Here is a 19539-nt window from a genome sequence, read left to right as displayed (position 1 = left end):
TCTAGATGATGAAAAAGTTTTCAGGATGTTTAATAATTGCACCATGCTCAGCGATAGCTTCATCAGGCATATTGTAGCGTTCATTGAAAATAGGATGATGAAACTGTACTTCATCATTAATGATCTCAAAAACCATTGTCTCGTAAACAATTTTTTTAGAATCACCTTCGAAAAACGAGTGTCTGACATGCATACTAATTGTAGAAATTAAAAACTCTCTGCCATCAATTTTAATGACATTTTTTAGCTCTAACTCTCTCATTAACAACCTTTCAAACTTGAAAAATGGAGGTATATAGTAACATAATTAAACATCGAATTTTATAAAAATAGGAAAGTAAATTTAAGAAGAAAATGAATGGTGCGGACGGGGGGATTTGAACCCCCACACACGTAGTGCGCTACCACCTCAAGGTAGTGTGTCTACCATTCCACCACGTCCGCATAAAAGGAGTGAGACCTTAAAAAAGGTCTCGTTTTATTTACTTGTTAATTAACCAAGAAATGGGTTTTTGTAAAGAAGGATCAAAGAGATAACAAGTGCATAAATAACTTGTGCTTCGATCATCGCAAGTGCAATAAACATTGTAGTTACAAGTTTACCACCAAGACCAGGATTTCTTGCTGTTCCAGAAATAGCTGAAGATGCAGTGTTACCCATACCGATTGCGCCACCAAGTGCAGCAAGACCAAGTACGATACCTACAGCAAGTGCTGAATAAGCTTTAACTGTTTCACCTTCACCTGCAAATGCAAATGTTGCAAATGCTACCATTAAAAAAAGAATCTTTTTCAAAGATTGCTCCTATATTTTTTTCAAAGTCTGTTCGGATATAATCCCTACTTTCCACTTTGTGAGCGAGATTATATCTATCCAATTGTTAAAAACCCTTTAAAGTTAGCGCTCTAAACCTAACTCTATTTTATTTCCTGTTTGTTTCAAAATTTTAACACGTACTTTTTGCTCTAAGCTCAAGTAATCACTTACTTTATCTACGCGATGATCAGCAATTTTTGATACATGTAAAAGACCATCAATACCACCAGGGAGCTCAATAAATGCACCAAAATCGACAATGCGTTTTACTACGCCATCTACAACTTCATCCTGAATAAATGTTGGGATAGGTTTCTCTTCTTTGTGACCATGTCCGTGTTTGTCACCACGATCTCTTCCATGACCACCACGTCCACCAAATGCAGGTTTATTTGTAATCTGAATAATATGTTCTTTTGCTGCTTCTACTTTTTCTTTATTTTCGCCAGCAATCTTAACTTCACCTTTTTCACGATCGAGGTCAATAGAGACTTCAAATTTTTCAATAATTTCGCGAATCGTTTTACCGGCTTGACCAATGATGTCTACAATTTTAGACGGATCAACATTGAAAAGCTCTAGCTTTGGCAAAATAGCATTATTAACTACAATTTCTTCATTTGCAGCTTCCATCAAGCCTAAAATATGTGCTCTACCCTCTTTTGCTTGATATAAAGCTTCTTTTAGAACATCTCGCGAAATACCACCCAGTTTAATGTCCATCTGAAGAGCCGTAATACCATCTCTTGTTCCAGCTACTTTAAAGTCCATATCGCCATCATGATCTTCTAAGCCCATAATATCACTTAAAACCGCGTGTTTATCCCCTTCAAAAACGAGCCCCATAGCAATACCTGCTACAAGTTTTTCAAGATGAATGCCAGCAGCTTTAAGGGCTAATGCACCACCACAGATAGTCGCCATAGAGGAAGAACCATTGGATTCTAAAATCTCAGAAACTAGACGAATGGTTTGTAAGCGATTCATATCAACAACTGGTTCTAATGCACGACGAGCAAGATTGCCATGACCTAATTCTCTTCGACCTGGTGCACGGAGTGGAGAAGCTTCACCCACAGAGAAACCTGGGAAGTTATAATTCACCATAAATGTATCATTAATTGTATTTTTCTCGGTTAAGAGATCATACATCTGTGCATCTTTATCATTACCCAATGTCGCAACAACTAAAGCTTGTGTTTGTCCACGTGTAAAGAGACATGAGCCATGCGCAAGAGGTAATAAGTTTGTCTCAATGCTAATAGGTCTGATTTCATTAAGTTTTCTACCATCAGCACGAACACGTTTTTCAATAATCATTTCACGTACAATTTTCTTTTTATAGGCATTGACAACGCTATCAACAAGGTCTTTGCTCCAACCTTCTAAAACGGCAACTTCATCACTTAAGATTTTAGTAACAATCTTTCCAAGCTCACTTGCTCGTTCACTTTTTGCCATTTGATTGATGGCATTATAAACTTCTTCTTTATAGAATTCGTCAATGTAGGCATAAATAGAATCATTGACTAAATCTTGCTTATAATCAAGAATAGCATCTTCTTTTTTCAAAGGCTTAAATGTAGTTTCATAAGCTGATGTAGCTTCTGTAATAGCACTTTGAGCTTTATCAATTGCAGCTAAAATAGCATCTTCATCAAATTCATTTACAGATTGTTTAGCGATAACGCTCTCTGCAAGTGTCGGATCCAGCATAGGATCAATGGCCATGACAGGAAGGCTCATCGTTTCCATTGAAGCAATAGAGCGCATTTCAATCATTAAGAGCTCTTCTTTAGTTCCTGCTACGTAAAGATCTAATGAACTCGTTTTTAAAGCTGAATTTGAAGGATTCACAACATATTGTCCGTCAATATAGCCAATACGCACACCTGCAACTGCTTTATTTACAGGAATATCGGAAAGATAAAGAGCAGCACTAGCAGCATTTAGAGCGGCTACTTGGAGATCAACTTCTGAATCACAACTTAATACAAAAACAGTAATTTGAGTTGGATAAGCATACCCTTTTGGGAAAAGTGGTCTAAGACTTCTATCAATAATTCGTGACGTTAGAGTTTCAAAATCACCCGGTTTGGTTTCACGTTTAAAATAACCACCAGGAATTTTTCCAACGGCATATGTTTTTTCAATATATTGCACTGTTAATGGTACAAAGTTCTCAGCAACCTGAGTATCATCTCTTGCAACTGTTGCTAAAATAACCGTATTTTTAATTTTTAATAATGCAGCACCTGCTGCTTGTTTTGCAACTTTGCCGAGATCATAAATCTCTTCTTGGTTATTAACATTAATTTTATATTCCACTCTTATGCTCCTTCAATTTTTAACTCAATCTCATTGTTTTATAACTTTTGTTCTGACTCTTTAGAAAGTTCATATCCAACACTTCCCATAGGATAGAGGTTGAACAAAAACATAATACCCTGTCTATTTACAGAATCAATTCCATTAGTTGAACTTGTTGATTTTGGAGTTGTTGTATCCTTATACTGAATAGAATAATCCCAACATTTCAAGCTCTTTTTAAACCCTAATGCCCACGATCTGAACTCATCTTCACGAACATCATAATCGATTGAGGTAAATACTTTATAATGAGTAAAATATTTACTATCAGCATATAATGTAACGTAACTATAATCTTTTTTTGCTGTCGAATCTTCAATGATTTTATAAATTGTATTTTCTTTATAAGTAGTGCCTTGATATGTATAACGTAATGAAGTTGAGTAAATATCATCCATGTAATTGATAGAAATCTGATTACGTGAAATTTTACTAAACTCATGAGAATAGTGAATATTATGGCCTAATGAAATTTTATCTGTTATGTAATATTGTAGATCGTTTTCTAAATCACCATATTTATAATTATAGTCACTGTAATAGAATTGTTTCATTTTATGACTAACTTTCTTCTCAGCATCACTATTATAAAAAAACTCTTTTAATGTTAAAGATGTACTCTTTGCAAGTGTATTGAGTGGTATAAAATCTGCCATATAACCATTTTCATCCTCTTTACTGGGGATAATATGGTCAAGACCGATAAACATCGTATGATAAAATGAATCATACGGTTTAGCTAGTTCTGTATAGAGTGAGATTTTATGATAATTTCTCCAATATTTTCCTTCATTTTCTTGCGTATCATCACTTCCATATGCGATATGGGATGCATAGAGATTTTCTGAAACACTTACATGCAAATAATCTTCGAGAAGTGAAAAGTAGAAGGTAAAAGGAACATCAACTTCATTTTGAAAAGCAGTCATACCTTCTTTTCGATCATAATTTTTTGCTTTATAATCCACAGAATAAAATAAATTATCTAAAAAAAGTGGATTTGCAAAATGATGATAATGCACAGTTGGTAACTCCTGCAACGTTGTATCATTAGATACTTTAGAAGTATCGATATAATATTTTGCATACATACCAACATAATCCAAATCTTTAGTAACATAATAATTAAGTCTAGAAGTAGCTAATTTATCGTAACTTAAGGTCTCATTACGCATGGTATTATAATAGTCAATGTCATTCAAATAATTAATATCGAACCACAATCCATCTTCAAAATCGTATTTACGACTTAAAAGTTGACTACGATCATACATCATCCTAAAACCATAATGAGAGCTATTTTTAAGGTTTTCTTCTTCGGCATAATTACTATGTTCTTTAAAATAACCTGTTGTCAATTCTCCAGAAGAATAAGCAGAATCAACAAAACGATAGGTTCCATGTATTCCTTCGCCTCTATTCGTTCTTATTTGTGGACGAAGTTCAACATCATAATCAACGTCAGGAGCGATGTAAATAGGTTGCATATAATAAAACCCTTCTGTGCGTCCCAATCCAAACTCCGGTCTTAAAAGCCCTGTTCTACGTGTTGTATCTGTTGAAAATGAAAAATAAGGAAGATAAAAGAGAGGAACATCATTCGCATAAAAAACTGGGTTATAAAGATGTAACCACTTACTCTCTTTATTGAATTCGCCTGTTGTAAAGGCGATTTTCCAATCAGGTTCTTGTGTATTACAACTTGAAACAATTGATTTTTCTGTCACATACGTTTCTGGATTTAAAATAGCATTTTCACATTTGATCCAAACATTTGATTTTTCATCAAAAAAGAACAGAGGATCAGAAATACCTTTATCCGTGTTAAGATTGAGTTTTGTATGACCACTACGCGATGCGTAACTGACACCCTCCAACATTGTAATATTGCCAAAAAGTTCTAAATCTCCACTTTCATGATCATAATACGCTTCATCAGCGGTAATAAGATATTTTGGACTGTAAAGAACAACATCATTAACAGCATGTATCAACGTACCATTTTTAGTAACACTCTGTGCTAAGACTTCAACATCTTGTGGAGTCTTTTGTGTTTGTGCTGCCCACATGCTTCCTAATGAAAGCACCAATAAAACAAAAAATTTAATTCGCATTGACCACCAACGTACTGGCAACTTTATCATGCCATGTCTCTCTTTTTGGATTTAAAGCTGCCCATAAAAAACCTAAGTAAAATATGGACTCACTGATAATTCTAAATGCCGCTCTGCTAAGTGAAAGCAAAAAGGAAGGATTTTCTAAGTCATCTGTAGAGATAACCCTAATTTTCATTGCTATTCTACCTAATGTCGCACCATACATCCAAACAAAATAAGTTTGATAGATGACTTTTAAAACAACTACATAACCGAACAAACTATTAATCGCACCGATCATCTCTTCAGTACTCATATTTTCAGGAATTTGATCAAAATAGATTAAAGAGAATAAAACCGAAATCAAAATTTCATCAATGAAATACGCAAGACCTCGTTTTTGAAGCGATGCTAACGTAATATTTTCACTTTCAAATTTTTCAATCAACTCTTCATTTGTCATGTTTGAGTGCCTGATACGCAATATCACTTCTAAATTGTTTACCCGCAAAATGGACTTGTCCACACAGTAAATACGCACGATCGCGTGCCTCTTTAATGCTTTCCCCAACCCCTACACACAGCAATACACGTCCACCTGTTGCATAAAGCTTGCCATCTTCCAGGCTCACACCAGCATACGAGATATGTGTATTTTCTAAACCATCATGCACATTCTTATCAATGATAATTTCTGCTGGTTTTGAATTGCCATACGGATAATTTTCGCTTGCCATAACAACAGCAATAGCATACTTATCAAAAAATTCAATCTTTAAATTTTTTAGATTTCCTGTAGCAGCTTTATAGAAAAGTTCGCTTGCTGGTGTCTTCAAAAGAGGCATCAAAATCTCACACTCTGGATCACCAAAACGAACGTTATATTCTAAAACAATTGGCTCATTTTTAACAATCATCAAGCCAATAAATAAAACGCCTTCAAATGGGGCATTCTCTTTTTGCATACCTGCTAAAGTAGGCTTTACAACACGTTCTTCAACTTTTTTGTACAATTCTTCATCAATCAATGGTGTTGGAGCATACGCTCCCATACCACCTGTGTTTGGTCCAATATCATTATCTTTAAGACGTTTGTGATCTTGAGCAGCAGGAAGAATTTTATAATCAGTACCATCACAAACAACAAATAACGAGAGTTCATATCCATCAAGGAACTCTTCAACGACAACGCCAAGACCAGCTTCTCCAAAGCTTTTGCCACTTAGCATATCGGCAACAGCTTCTTTGGCTTCCTCTTTGCTTTGTGCGATAATAACACCTTTGCCCGCACATAATCCATCTGCTTTCACAACGATAGGTAAATCCAAAGTTTCTATAAAAGCATTAGCTTTTTTAGCATCACTCGTTTCAATAAATTTTGCTGTTGGAATGTTATAACGGGAAAGAAAATTTTTCATGAAAATTTTTGAGCCTTCAAGCCTTGCAGCCGCTTTTGAGGCGCCAAAAATAACTAAGCCTTTAGCCTTAAAAATATCAACAATGCCCTCAACTAGAGCTATTTCAGGTCCTACAACCGTAAGTTCTATACTGTTTTTTTTAGCAAAATCAGCTAATTCTTCATAGTCTTTAAAAGTAACATTTTGTCCCAGTTGTGGAGTTGCACCATTGCCTGGTGCGAAAAAAAGTTCAGTAACATTCGGATCACGTTTCAGTGCTAAACCTATAGAATACTCTCTACCACCACTACCAACAACCATGACTTTCATTAACGTTCTCCAAAAAAATCGTATTTTTTATTTACCGATAAAACCCAAGTGAGCGTTCCGAGATTGAAGCGGCCCTAATAAGCCAACTTCTGGGAAGCGACTTTTTCTTTAGGCTGCAATTTCTCACTTTTTGCAAAGCTCAAACAAAACCACAGACACACCAAAAATGTACGAATTCCCTTATACTAATTGTTGGACCCTCATGAAAACGGTTGTCGCTTCACCCAGGCAAGGTAAATTACTAAAGTTCCTTAATTATAAATAATTTTAGCTTCTAAAGAGCTTTTGCCAAGGTAATGCAGTGCTCAATGCTTTGGATGGAAGAGATAATCATTTTTGCAGATGAAGGCAAAACGGCAGCTGTTTTTTTACCAATAGCAATAGCCGTATAACTCTCATCCCAAGGAAAATTCTCTAAAAAACAGTGCACTGTTGAAGGAGAAGTAAAGATTAATTTTGCGCCTTGTGAAGGGGCAGAAGATCTAGGATAATGTTTACAATGTGTTTCATACACAACGTGTTGTTGAATAGCAATATTCGCACCATGTAATATCTCAAAAATAGGCGAAACCACTTCTTTGGCACGAGGGAAAAAAACTTTTTTTGCATCTAGTAGTGAAATAAGCGTTGTAGCAAAGGAATCGCCATACGATTCTTGACAGGTAAACACAAGATTTCCGCCACAATGCTTAATGTATGAAGCTGTGCCCTTACCAATAGCATATGCCTCTTTTTCTTTCCAGAGGGCATTGCTTTTTTCAAGTGCTTTGACACTATTTTTAGAAGTAAAAATGATCGCATCAAACTTCTCCAAATTAATGGAAATCGGATCAAATGCGATCTCAAAAAGTGGGAGATGCACTACCCCCTCATACGCTTTATCGCTGAAGAAGTAGATCATTATTTATTCCCATTCAATCGTTGCAGGTGGTTTTGAAGAGATATCATACACTACACGGTTAATACCATTGACTTCATTGATAATGCGTCTAGAAATATTTTCTAAAATAGTATGTGGGATATGTGCAAACGTTGCAGTCATACCATCGGTTGCATCGACAATTCTTACACAAACGGTATTATCATAGGTTCGATTATCACCCATAACACCAACGCTCTTAACATTTAAAAGAACCGTAAAGGCTTGCCATGTTTTATCATAATAGCCAGTAGAACGTAACTCTTCTAACATAATGACATCTGCTGCTCTTAGAAGTGTTAAATCATCTTTATTCACTTCTCCCATAATACGAATTGCAAGACCTGGTCCTGGGAAGGGGTGACGACCTAGCATATCTTTTGGAAGACCAAGTTCTGCACCAAGTGCTCTTACTTCATCTTTAAAAATCTCACGCAATGGCTCGATGAGTTCAAATGTCATCCAGTCTGGGAGTCCTCCAACATTGTGATGTGATTTGATGGTTTTAGAAGGGCCTTTAACCGATACAGATTCAATAACATCCGTATAGAGTGTGCCTTGTGCTAAGAACTCAATACCATTGTGTTTTTTAGCTTCTTCATCAAATACTTCAATGAATGTCTCACCAATAATTTTACGCTTTCTCTCAGGGTCAGTAACACCTGCTAAACGGCTTAAAAACTTCTCACTTGCATCAACGGTAATGAGTGGCACGCCTCTGCTTTTAAACATCGCTTCAACTTGTGCACGCTCATTCGCACGTAAAAGTCCATTATCAACGAACACTGAGACCAATTGATCACCAATAGCTTCTGCTAAAAGTGTTGCTACAACAGAACTATCCACACCACCACTGACACCACATAGAACTTTTTTAGTACCGACTTTCGCTTTAATTTTTGCAATCTGCTCTTTTGCAAATGAGCCCATGTTCCATGTGCTTTCGCAACCACAAATATATTTTGCAAAGTTTTTAAGCAGTTTGCTACCTTGCTCAGAATGATAAACTTCTGGATGGAATTGGAATGCATACATATTGCGCTTTTCATCCGCAATTGCAGCATAAGGTGAGTTCTCACTGTATCCAATTTTTTCAAATCCTGCTGGTAATGACTCAACACGATCGCCATGACTCATCCATACAATTTGTCCGCATGTAGTATCTTTAAAAATCTTGTGATCACTCTCAAATTTAAGCTCAGCTTTGCCATATTCTTGATGAGTTGCAGGAATAACGCTACCACCAAAATGTTGTGTTAAAAGCTGCATACCATAGCAGATACCCAAAATAGGAAGACCCAACTCATAGACTTTTGGATCAGGATGGTACGAATCTTTAGCATATACTGATGCTGGACCACCACTTAAAATAATACCTTTAGGGTTACGCTTTTTAATATCTTCGATCTTTTCATTATAAGGGACGATTTCACAGTAAACACCACTTTCGCGAAGCTTACGTGCAATCAACTGTGTATATTGTGACCCAAAATCTAAGACTAAAATAGGGACTTCTTTCATTTACTTCCTTCTGTTAATATAAACCAAGTATTTCAAATTGTACATACCAAATGACTAATGATAGTATGTAACCTACAAGCACTGTCCATGCATATTTCATATGAGAACCAAAAGTATAAACACCTCTTAGTTTTCCCATTACTCCAACACCTGCAGCAGATCCAAAACTAATCAAACTTCCACCAATACCCGCGGTCATAGTGACCAATAACCACTGATCTACACCCATATTTGGGCTTGCTTTTAATACCGCACTCATCACAGGAACATTATCGATGAAGGCCGATAAAAATCCTACACCAATGTTCACAGCCGTTGCGCCTGCCGTATCGTAAAGTTTAACGGCTAAGTCTAAATAGCCAACATAATGTAAGCCACCAACAGCTGCAAGTATACCAAAGAAAAAGAGTAATGTATCGTGTTCAATTTTACTGATCGCAATAAATGTTTTTAATTCTTCATCATGACTACGTTTAAGCTGATAGCTGTAAAGTTTCAAAAGAGAAAAACCAAACATCATACCCCACATAGGTGGAATGCCAAATACTTGCTGACACATGACCGCTGAGAAGATAGTGAATGCACCCAAATAAATGACTGTTCTACCACCTTTTAACACTCTTACACGCTCTTCCGTGTTTGCATCAAAAAGAGGCTTACCTTCTGGTACAGAGAAAGAAAGCAACCAGCCAGTAACTAACCAACCTAAAAAGGCAGCAGGGAAAAGATAGAAAAAGTCAAAAAATTCAGCTTTACCAGCAATCCAAGGCATCAGAGTTGTAATATCACCAAAAGGGCTCCACGCACCACCCGCATTGGCTCCAACAACGATGTTAATCGCTCCAGGTACTAAAAAAGCAGGATTCTTTTTTTCAATAGTAATCAAAACGGTAGAGAGAATCAATGCTGTGGTCAAGTTGTCCGCAACAGGGCTTATAAAAAATGCAAGTGTTCCTGTAAACCAAAAAAGTTTTTTAAAAGAATACCCTTTTGAGACAAGTTTGTATTTTAATGTATCAAAAATGCGTCTTTCTATCATCACTTCAATATACGTCATAGCCACCAAAAGGAAAAAGAAGATTTGAGCAATTTCAAAAATCAACAATTCCATTTCATGGGCTAAAGGTTTTGGATCAAGTCCATTGATTGTGTTGTAAAAACCGATCAAAATAAATATAAATGTTCCTACAAATAATGCAGGTTTTGCTTTATTGATATGAAATTTTTCTTCCGCGGCAATGACATAATACCCCAAAACAAAAATAACCAATGAAGTGATTCCCACCCATGTTGAACTCAAATTTTGTCCACTTGAAGCCCAAATAGTATTAGCTAAAAGTAATAACGCGAACACTATTTTCATAATGTAACTTCCTCTTTGATGTAATGTGCACCTAGTGATGTTTTACGTTTCAATGCACTGGTTATAATCTCTTGTGAAACTAAAAGTCTAAGTCTTAAAAGTTTTCCAATCGGTAATCCAAGTATCTCTTTAACACGATTAAATGCTGTTTGTAAGGTCTGTTTCTCTCGTATTATCCCTGCATAATTCCACATTAAATGGCGCAGTTCATTTTTAAGTGTTTTATCATTTTCTCGTATGAGTACTTCTTCTGTTTCTGGGAAGAGATTTTGCACGTGAGGCTCAAATATACTCTTTGTAATTTCTTCCGCGACACGCGCTGAAAAGACTAAGCCTTCCAGCAAAGAATTACTTGCTAGCCTATTGGCGCCATGTACTCCAGTATGTGCACATTCCCCAACCGCATAGATATTTTTAATAGTATGTACTCTTCCATGCAAATCTGTTTTAATGCCACCCATAGAGTAGTGGAATGCTGGAGAGATAGGAATTTTTTGTTCAGGCACATTGTAACCTATATTGGTCATATTGAAATATATGCTTGGGAAGCGCTGTTTAAAATGCTCTTTTGAAAATGCACTAAGGTCGAGATAAACCTCTTTGTTCGTTTGTTGTTTATGTTTAAAAATAGCACGACTTACGACATCCCGAGGAGCTAGTTCTCCTCTTGAATCATAGTCAAACACAAAACGTTTGCCATCTTCATCGACAACCATAGCACCCTCACCTCTTAATGACTCGCTTAAGAGCTGTTTGCGTACGCTATTTCCAAGGACAAATGCAGTAGGATGAAATTGCATCATCTCCATATCGGCAAGAGGAATACCATGGCTCAGGCAAATGCCCTGCATATCGGCACTAATTGTTCGAGCATTGGTATGATATTCATAAAGTGATCCTACGCCACCACTGGCGATAATGACTTTTTTAGCATAAAGATTAAAAATTTTATCGTTATGGAAAACACGTGCACCATAACAAATACCTTCATCAATGAGCAGATCGGTTACTTGCGTATTATAAAGAATGGGGAATGGCAATTGTTGCATTAAAAAGAGATGAATATAACGTCCCGTTGCATCACCGCCTGCGTGTAAAATACGGTTTGTGCTATGCGCAGCCTCTTTCGTGTAAAGAAGATTTCCATGTTCATCTTTATCGAAGTTAAAACCCATGTTTATCAAACGTTGGATAGCCAGAGGACCTTCTGAACAAAGCACCTTAACAGCTTCAAGGTTACAATGTCCAGCTCCAGCATCTAAGGTATCGTTGATATGCACAGGAATGTCGTTGTCATCTTTAGCAACAGCGACTCCTCCTTGTGCGTAAAAGGTATTGCATTCCCAAGCGTAATCTTTTGAAACGATAAGAACACTTAAGGACTTTGGTAACGCCAAAGCAGCACTCAAGCCCGCAATACCTGTGCCAACGATAAGCACATCGTAAGAGGTTTTCATTTGATCGTTGTGTGTATATTTTTAGGGTATTTCGTTTCGTTATTCTCTTTGTAAATCGGTGGTCCTTTAAAACCACATCCAAAAAGAGCAAAGCCTAAACATGCTATAATGAGAACATGAAAGATTCCAAAAGTATAATTTCTCATCTTGTACAACAACCTTCTATGAAGAAATATGAGCAGATACGCTGTTACGACAGATTGCTCAGTGTGTTACCCAAAAGCTTCACAAGTATGATACGGTTTGTGTACACTAAAAATGAGACTCTCTTTTTTGTACTCAATCATCCTTGCGCAAAAATGGAGTTTAATTATAAACGTAATTTAATAAAGAGTCTATTAAAAGAAATTCAGTCCCATTTTCCAGAGTGTTCATGCTTAAATGTTAAAGACGTGCAAGCGTTTGTTACGAATCAAAAAAGTGAAGAAGAGACACTCATTGCCTCAAGCCCTTCTGAGATTTTCTATGCCGAACAAGCCACAGGAAACTTTGAAACATTGTGCGAAGATGAAAAATTACGTTCTCTATTTGAGTCCATCAAAGAAACCATTACAAAAAACAGAGCATGCTAGCCCAAAAACTTAAAAATGCACCCGATAGCGCAGGAATTTATCAGTATTTTAATGACCAAGGAACTCTCCTTTACGTAGGTAAGGCCAAAAGTATCAAGAACAGAGTGAAGAGTTATTTTCGTTTTTCAGGAGAACTCTCAGCTGCACCAAACCTTTCACCTCGTATCACAAAAATGGTTAGTGAAGTGCATAACGTGGAATACATTGTTGTACAAAGCGAACATGATGCTTTAATCCTAGAAAACTCACTGATTAAACAACTCAAACCAAAATATAATATTCTTTTACGAGACGATAAAACCTATCCCTATCTAGCGATTGATCTCTCTGAGCCTTTTCCACGTTTTGAAGTGACACGCAAAATTATTAATGACAAAAATATCAAATATTTTGGTCCACTTTCAGGTTCAGCAAAAGCCCTTTTAGAGGCACTCTACCTCGCTTTTCCATTGGTGCAAAAGAAAGGATGTCTGAAAGGAAAAAAAGCCTGCCTTTTTTATCAAATTCATCGCTGTTTAGCACCCTGTGAAGGGAAAATTGACACTTACGCTTACGCTAAAATTGTTCAAGAAGCTCTTGAGTCTTTAAACGATCAAAAGAAGCTCATAGCCCTTCTACAGATTAAAATGGAAGAGGCTTCGATGAAACTCAACTTTGAAGAAGCAGCAAAACTTCGCGATATCATCAACGCTATTAAAGACGCTCTTCACATAACACATGTTGAGCTTTCAAAGTTAGAAGATTATGATGTTTTTGCCATAGAAATCATGGAGAAAACAGCAGTCGTCATGCGTCTCTTTATTCGTGCGGGGAAAATAGTCTCAACATCCCATACTTTGATGCACAATGCCTATGGCTTTGAAAAAGAAGAGCTCTACCAACGTGCTCTTTTTGAGTTTTATAACCCGATGAATCAAACCTTTGCGAGACATATTCTCATTGCGGAAACATTTAGCGAACAAACGTATATGAGCCAATTTTTAAGTGAGAAATTTGGTCAGAAAATGACCATTAACGTTCCACAAAGAGGTGAAAAACTCTATTTAACGCAAATGGCACAGGAGAATGCGAAAACACTCATTTTGCAGCATAGTATAAAAAATAATAATACCCTTGCTGAACAGATGCAAACACTTTTTGACCTCTCTTCTCTTCCAAAACGCATTGAGATTTTTGACAACTCGCATCTGGGTGGAAAATCGCCAGTAGGTGCTATGGTGGTGTGGGATGAAGGATTTGATAAATCAAGTTACCGTCGCTATGAACTGCATCATATAGATGAATATTCTCAAATGAAAGAGATGTTAGAGCGACGAATTAATGATTTTTCCAAAGAATCGCCACCTGATCTTTGGATTTTAGATGGTGGGGAAACACTCCTCAAGCTGGCAAAAACACTGCTCGTTCAAAAAGGTCTTTTTATCGATCTGCTTGCTATTGCAAAAGAAAAACGTGATGCAAAAGCATACCGTTCAAAGGGTAGTGCATACGATCTACTTTACAATCAAAACCAGTCATTTCACTTACCACCAAGCGACAAACGCTTGCAATTTATTCAAAAACTTCGTGATGAGGCTCACCGTTTTGCCATTACCTACCATCAACAAAAAAAACGTGGTCGAGACATGAGTTTAGAACTTCAAAAAATTGAAGGTGTAGGCCTTGCTACCATCAAAAAATTGCTCCTTTATTTTGGAACTTTTGAAGCGATTTACAGCGCTACACAGGAAGAATTAGAGGTAACCGTTGGTAAAAAGCTAGGTGCTAATCTATTTCATGGCTTAAGAAAGTAGGTTAGTTTTAAGTATAAGTGAGTTAGAATGGACTTTTTAACGTTTATTAAAGGATCGTCATTTGATACTTTACGATAAGAGTGGTCTGTTTCTGGGTATGGGAAACCAAGAGTTGTACCTTCTAGGGTATGAAGACATGGAAGAGTTTCGTAATTATCACAATGATTTTGCTGATCTTTTTGTAAATAAACCTGGTTTTATCTTCAAATTCAAAAACTTCTCATGGATTGATTATGCCCAACATAGCGGCACTCCGAACAAACGTGTTCTTATTCGTACCAAAAACGGGAAAGAGATTGAAACATCCCTAAATATTAATGAAATATACCTTCAAAAAGAGATCAACGGTTCGCCTCTTTTTTTTAGCGTTGAATTAACGAATGCACCATTTAAGCATGATTTACCTATTTCAATGAATAAACCGCAAGGATTAGAACCTAGCATTGATACACCACCCCCACCAATGCTTTCTTCATATGAAACTTCTTTTGAAGAAGACGCACCATCTATTCTTCCTTCTTCAGAGCTTGAAACAACACTTCCTTCGATTAAAACATCTTTTGAAGAAGACTATACTTCGTCATTTACAGAGCCATTACCAACACCTATTTTACCAATAGAAGATGACGAACTGGATGATTTTAAAGTTACTCCATCAGCTCCTGCTAACGATGAAACGTTTGATTTTAAACTTAAATTTGATCATACAATCCTAGAAGAGCCTGAGCATAAAGACATTGAAGTAACTGAAGAAGATTCTCCAGCCCCTTTAGAATATGAGTCTATTGATCAGATTAAAATCAAAGATCTTGATTTTGTTGCACCTCTTGAAAGCTATCCAGAAGATAAAGTTGAAGATCTTTTAGAAGATCCAACATTACACGTTGAAGAACTAAAAATTTCTTCAAATACCCCTATGACTGAGCACGATGAAGAGTTTGATCTTTCAGAATGTGCCGAAGAATTAGGACTAGACATTAGTACGTTAGCGCAAATTATCGAAGAATATGTACATACTCTCGATTTGAATATGCCTCTATTAGAGGAGTCGATTAATGCAAATAACCGAACTCGTACAAAAGAAGAAATTTCTCATCTAAAGAGCGTTGCGCTTCATTTGCAAATTTCAACACTCTTTCACCACTTTGAACATTTGGAAACCAGTTTAGAATTTGACACAAAAGAAGAGATTTTACATACCTTCCAAGCTCTCCAAAAAGCAGTTACACGCTTTAAAGAGAGTGTACAATGAAAAAAATTCTTTTAATAATATGCTTATTACTCTCTTCCGCATTTGCTGATCATTTTCGCGACGGAATGCTAGCGTACAAAGCAGGTAACTACCCACAGGCAAAAGAGCTTTTTGAACTTTCTATTAAAAAAGAAAATGCTATTCAGGGCTATTTTTATCTTGGCAAAATGTATCTTTATGGAGAAGGTATTGAAGCCAATACGTCTCTTGCCATACCTTATTTAGAACAAGCGGTGATGAAAGGCAATGTAAAAGCAAAATGTTATCTTGCTGAAGCCTATCTTAAGAATAAAATCAAACATGATGATGCTATTTTGCTTCTTAATCAAGGGGCTAAAGAGAGCATCACCTGTAAAGATATTGCATCTGCTTACAATATACAATTAAACAGTTAATAAAGGACACTAACCATGAAATTAACGACCCAGCATACTCTTAGGCTTATCAGTCAATACCCTCTGATTATTCTCTTTATTTTCTCGAGTTACTTTCTTTTTTTATCGTATACCCAATTTGATACTACTCTAACACTTAAAAATAAAATAGAAAGTACAAAAGTTTTAAGTGCGCTCTCCATTGAGCTTGCAAAAGAGAGGGGACTTAGTGCATCATACCTTTCTAGCCAAGGAAGTATTGCAAAAGAAGCGTTACAAGAACAACGTGCCAATGTTAATAAAGCAATTAAAGAGTTTCATGATTTTTATCAGACCCATGAAGTAACAGCAAATATCAAAAACATTATTACGTACATCACTAAAATTGTGGAAATGCGTCAAGCTGTAGACAGCTTTGCAATTGATTTTAACAAAATGTTCTTTGATTACTACAGTCAGATCAACTCGCATCTTTTAAAAGAACTTGAAACCATCGGTACCATCAATACCAACTCCAATATCTCAAACCTAACCTATTCACTTGTTTCACTTTATAAAAATATTGAATATTTAGGGCAAGAACGTGGATTTGTATCAAAAATTTTAAGTCAATACGTACCTTTTAGCCCTAAAGATCTTGAAATTTGGATTAATATATTTGGTGTTTCCAATATCTTCGATCACACAACCCTTAATGACCAAAAAACAAAAACACAAATCGAAAATCTTTACAAACTTCCTGAAAACATTAAACTTGAAGAAGAAATTACACAAGTCAAAGCTGAACTGATTACTGCGGCTCAAAGTGGTGAATATTTGATTGACCCTACTCTATGGTTCGGTCTTTTAACAAAAAAAATCGATATTCTTGATAAATCAGCACAAATTATTAAAGCATCATTGCATGAAGAAGAACAACGTTATGACACGCAAAATATGGGTCAGCTTATCGGAGCAGGCTTAACATGGGTCATCTCTATTGTTCTGATGTTCTTAGGATTTGGACTTTCAGGTCAATTTAGAAAGAACGTTCAAGGACTTGAAAACATCTTTACACGTGTTGAAGAACTTGCTGAAACAAAAGAAAAAGTTGATTTTAATACCGCAGAAGGTATGAACGTTGCCTATGCAATTATTGATAAAGCCATTGAGAACATTGCGAAAGAAAAACAAAATGCAGAAGAAGCAAGTGCTGCAAAAAGTATTTTCCTTGCCAACATGTCACATGAAATTCGTACACCACTTAATGGTATTATCGGATTTACTGAACTCCTCAAAAATTCAGACCTCGATGATGAAAAACGTGAATTCGTAGATGTTATTGAGAAAAGTTCTGAAAACCTTTTAGCGATTATCAATAATATCCTAGACCTTTCAAAAGTAGAAAGTAATAAAATTGAAATCGATGAAATTCTTTTCTCCCCTATCGATGAATTTGAAAATGCTGTGGAAGTGTATGGACCAAAAGCATCTGAAAAAAATATTCAACTCTCTTTATATATTGACCCAAGTCTACACAATTACCTCAAAGGTGATGCTGTTAAAATTAAAGAAGTTTTGATTAACTTAATGAGTAATGCGGTTAAATTCACACCAAACAATGGTCAAATTACCGTTGAAATCAAACGTTTAAATAATGCACCATTGGATAAAGCACGCGTTCTCTTTAGTGTTCAAGACTCTGGTATCGGTATTCATAAAGATAAAATTGAAGGTATCTTTGATGCCTTTAATCAGGCAGATTCAACCATTACACGTAAATTTGGAGGAACAGGCTTAGGTCTTACTATTTCTTCAAAATATATTGCTCTCATGGGTGGAAGACTAGAGGTGGAAAGCGAAGAAGGAAAGGGAAGCCGCTTCTTCTTTGTATTAGATCTTGTAGAATCAACAGCAAGTGGCACTGACTATAAAGATCATTTCAGTGATTTTAACTGTGCTATCTATTCGCCACTCAATAGTTCCAAAGCACATACCGAATTTATGTATGATTACTTTACCTATTTTGGGGCACATGCAAAATATTATACTGACTTCCCAGCGCTTAAAAATCTCATTTTTAAAGCTGGTAGCAATATCATTGTTGCAGATTATAACAACCTTACAAAAGAAGAACTCGAAGAGTATAAAAAAATTAAATTGCCAATTATTTTGATCTTTAAATCTTCACAGCAATCGAAATTTAATGAATACAATACAAAATATATCACTCCAATTTATGAACCAATTAATGTATCAAAATTGGTGAAAGCATTAGAAGCAAAGCGCGAATTTTTACCTGCCAAAGAAGATCGTATTGAACCACAACCAATTCAAAAAACTACCTTTGGCAAAAAATTCAAAGCGGATGTTCTCGTAGCAGAAGACAATGAAATCAATCAAAAACTCATTCGCAGAACCCTAGAAGATTTAGGACTTAATATTACCATCGTTCCTAATGGGCTACAAGCTCTTGAGCGTCGTCGAACCGAAAACTTTGATATGATCTTCATGGATATCGCAATGCCTGTTATGGATGGTATTGAGGCAACACATAAAATCTTAGAATATGAAGAGAAAAACCATCTTCCACACATTCCTATCGTGGCTATTACTGCCAATGCGCTAAAAGGTGATCGTGAGCGCTTTATGAAAGAAGGTTTAGATGAATACATCACTAAACCAATCAAAAAAGACAGTATCATAAGCATTCTCAATCTTTTCATCCAAGATAAAATTGACTACTCCGCACAAGAAGAAGAGGCAGCAGCGAAACCTACTGCTCCAATTATACCAATGATAGAAACATTTGAAGAAGAGCCAAAACCTTCGTTCTTGATAGAAGATGCACCAACAACGCAAGAAATCTCTAGCATGAATCTTCCTGAAGCTAAGAGTGATGAAGAAAGTATGAGTAATGCACTCTCCTCTATCGATATTCTCGATGTGATTGTGTTGAAAAAAAGCCCTATAGAAACTAAAATTTTCACAAGTGTTTTAAGTAAAATGTGTGAGAGCGTTGAAGCAGCTACTTCATACAATGATCTCAAACAAAAAATAGAATCCAAACATTATAAAGTTGTTCTATTTGATAAAGAAATGCTTCTAGAAGATGCGGATGCATTTTTAGAGTGGATTCTTTCTATTGAAAAATCTCACCACGTTGGAAAGATCAATACTATTATGTTTATTGATCCAAAAGATAAAAACCAAGATATCTCTGTTGCCTTTGATGCTATTTTACCGAACCAAATTAGTAAAAAAGATCTTGAAATATTGATTCACAAGTTTATTTAAAG

16 protein-coding genes and 1 tRNA gene are annotated in these 19539 nt (G+C 36.0%); 5 read left to right on the top strand and 12 right to left on the bottom strand.

Features of this window, described 5'->3' with window-relative positions:
• Position 1: 1 nt before the first annotated feature.
• From UCH001_RS03435 to UCH001_RS13320, 12 genes are all read right to left on the bottom strand, one after another.
• Positions 2-262 carry a hypothetical protein gene (locus tag UCH001_RS03435; RefSeq protein ID WP_067174323.1) on the bottom strand — a complete coding sequence of 87 codons (261 nt, stop codon included), beginning with the start codon at positions 260-262 and terminating at the stop codon, positions 2-4.
• A 97-nt stretch (positions 263-359) separates the two neighbouring features.
• Positions 360-444, bottom strand: a tRNA-Leu gene (locus UCH001_RS03430).
• A gap of 49 nt (positions 445-493) precedes the next feature.
• Complete coding sequence (locus tag UCH001_RS03425; protein WP_025343956.1) at positions 494-796, bottom strand: F0F1 ATP synthase subunit C; 303 nt, start codon at positions 794-796, stop codon at positions 494-496.
• Between the two features lie 102 nt (positions 797-898).
• A complete protein-coding gene (locus UCH001_RS03420; protein WP_067174320.1) occupies positions 899-3145 on the bottom strand; it encodes a polyribonucleotide nucleotidyltransferase in 2247 nt (748 codons plus the stop codon).
• Positions 3146-3183: 38 nt separating this feature from the next.
• Positions 3184-5301, bottom strand: coding sequence for an LPS-assembly protein LptD (locus UCH001_RS03415; RefSeq protein ID WP_231963959.1), 2118 nt, complete (start codon positions 5299-5301; stop codon positions 3184-3186).
• Positions 5291-5746: an RDD family protein gene (locus tag UCH001_RS03410; RefSeq protein ID WP_067174316.1), complete on the bottom strand. Its 456-nt coding sequence runs from the start codon at positions 5744-5746 to the stop codon at positions 5291-5293. The genes UCH001_RS03415 and UCH001_RS03410 overlap by 11 nt, the downstream gene beginning before the upstream one ends.
• Positions 5736-7010, bottom strand: a complete 1275-nt coding sequence (purD, locus tag UCH001_RS03405) for a phosphoribosylamine--glycine ligase (RefSeq protein ID WP_067174314.1) — start codon at positions 7008-7010, stop codon at positions 5736-5738. Before purD ends, UCH001_RS03410 begins: the two co-directional genes overlap by 11 nt.
• 274 nt (positions 7011-7284) lie before the next feature.
• Complete coding sequence (locus UCH001_RS03400; RefSeq protein WP_067174312.1) at positions 7285-7911, bottom strand: uroporphyrinogen-III synthase; 627 nt, start codon at positions 7909-7911, stop codon at positions 7285-7287.
• 3 nt (positions 7912-7914) lie between these two features.
• On the bottom strand, positions 7915-9450 hold the full coding sequence (gene guaA, locus UCH001_RS03395; RefSeq protein WP_067174309.1) for a glutamine-hydrolyzing GMP synthase: 1536 nt from the start codon (positions 9448-9450) through the stop codon (positions 7915-7917).
• 13 nt (positions 9451-9463) lie between these two features.
• The gene (gene nhaD / locus UCH001_RS03390) at positions 9464-10813 is read right to left on the bottom strand and encodes a sodium:proton antiporter NhaD (RefSeq protein WP_067174307.1); all 1350 of its coding nucleotides are present in this window, start codon (positions 10811-10813) and stop codon (positions 9464-9466) included.
• On the bottom strand, positions 10810-12270 hold the full coding sequence (gene nadB / locus UCH001_RS03385) for an L-aspartate oxidase (protein WP_067174305.1): 1461 nt from the start codon (positions 12268-12270) through the stop codon (positions 10810-10812). The genes nhaD and nadB overlap by 4 nt, the downstream gene beginning before the upstream one ends.
• A complete protein-coding gene (locus UCH001_RS13320; RefSeq protein ID WP_231963958.1) occupies positions 12267-12416 on the bottom strand; it encodes a hypothetical protein in 150 nt (49 codons plus the stop codon). Before UCH001_RS13320 ends, nadB begins: the two co-directional genes overlap by 4 nt.
• Before the next feature lie 87 nt (positions 12417-12503).
• Here UCH001_RS13320 and UCH001_RS03380 point away from each other — a divergent pair, with 87 nt between their 5' ends.
• The 5 genes from UCH001_RS03380 to UCH001_RS03360 all read left to right on the top strand — a co-directional run bounded on the left by UCH001_RS03380 (position 12504) and on the right by UCH001_RS03360 (position 19537).
• Positions 12504-12842 carry a hypothetical protein gene (locus tag UCH001_RS03380; protein ID WP_231963957.1) on the top strand — a complete coding sequence of 113 codons (339 nt, stop codon included), beginning with the start codon at positions 12504-12506 and terminating at the stop codon, positions 12840-12842.
• Positions 12836-14635: an excinuclease ABC subunit UvrC gene (gene uvrC, locus UCH001_RS03375; protein ID WP_067174299.1), complete on the top strand. Its 1800-nt coding sequence runs from the start codon at positions 12836-12838 to the stop codon at positions 14633-14635. The genes UCH001_RS03380 and uvrC overlap by 7 nt, the downstream gene beginning before the upstream one ends.
• A gap of 61 nt (positions 14636-14696) precedes the next feature.
• Complete coding sequence (locus UCH001_RS03370) at positions 14697-15887, top strand: hypothetical protein (RefSeq protein ID WP_067174296.1); 1191 nt, start codon at positions 14697-14699, stop codon at positions 15885-15887.
• A complete protein-coding gene (locus tag UCH001_RS03365) occupies positions 15884-16282 on the top strand; it encodes a sel1 repeat family protein (protein WP_067174293.1) in 399 nt (132 codons plus the stop codon). Before UCH001_RS03370 ends, UCH001_RS03365 begins: the two co-directional genes overlap by 4 nt.
• 15 nt (positions 16283-16297) lie before the next feature.
• Complete coding sequence (locus UCH001_RS03360; RefSeq protein ID WP_067174291.1) at positions 16298-19537, top strand: ATP-binding protein; 3240 nt, start codon at positions 16298-16300, stop codon at positions 19535-19537.
• Positions 19538-19539: the final 2 nt, after the last annotated feature.

The sequence above is a fragment of the Sulfurospirillum sp. UCH001 genome (assembly GCF_001548035.1).
In the GTDB taxonomy this organism is placed as follows: domain Bacteria; phylum Campylobacterota; class Campylobacteria; order Campylobacterales; family Sulfurospirillaceae; genus Sulfurospirillum.
This window is presented reverse-complemented; position numbering and strand designations above follow the sequence as displayed.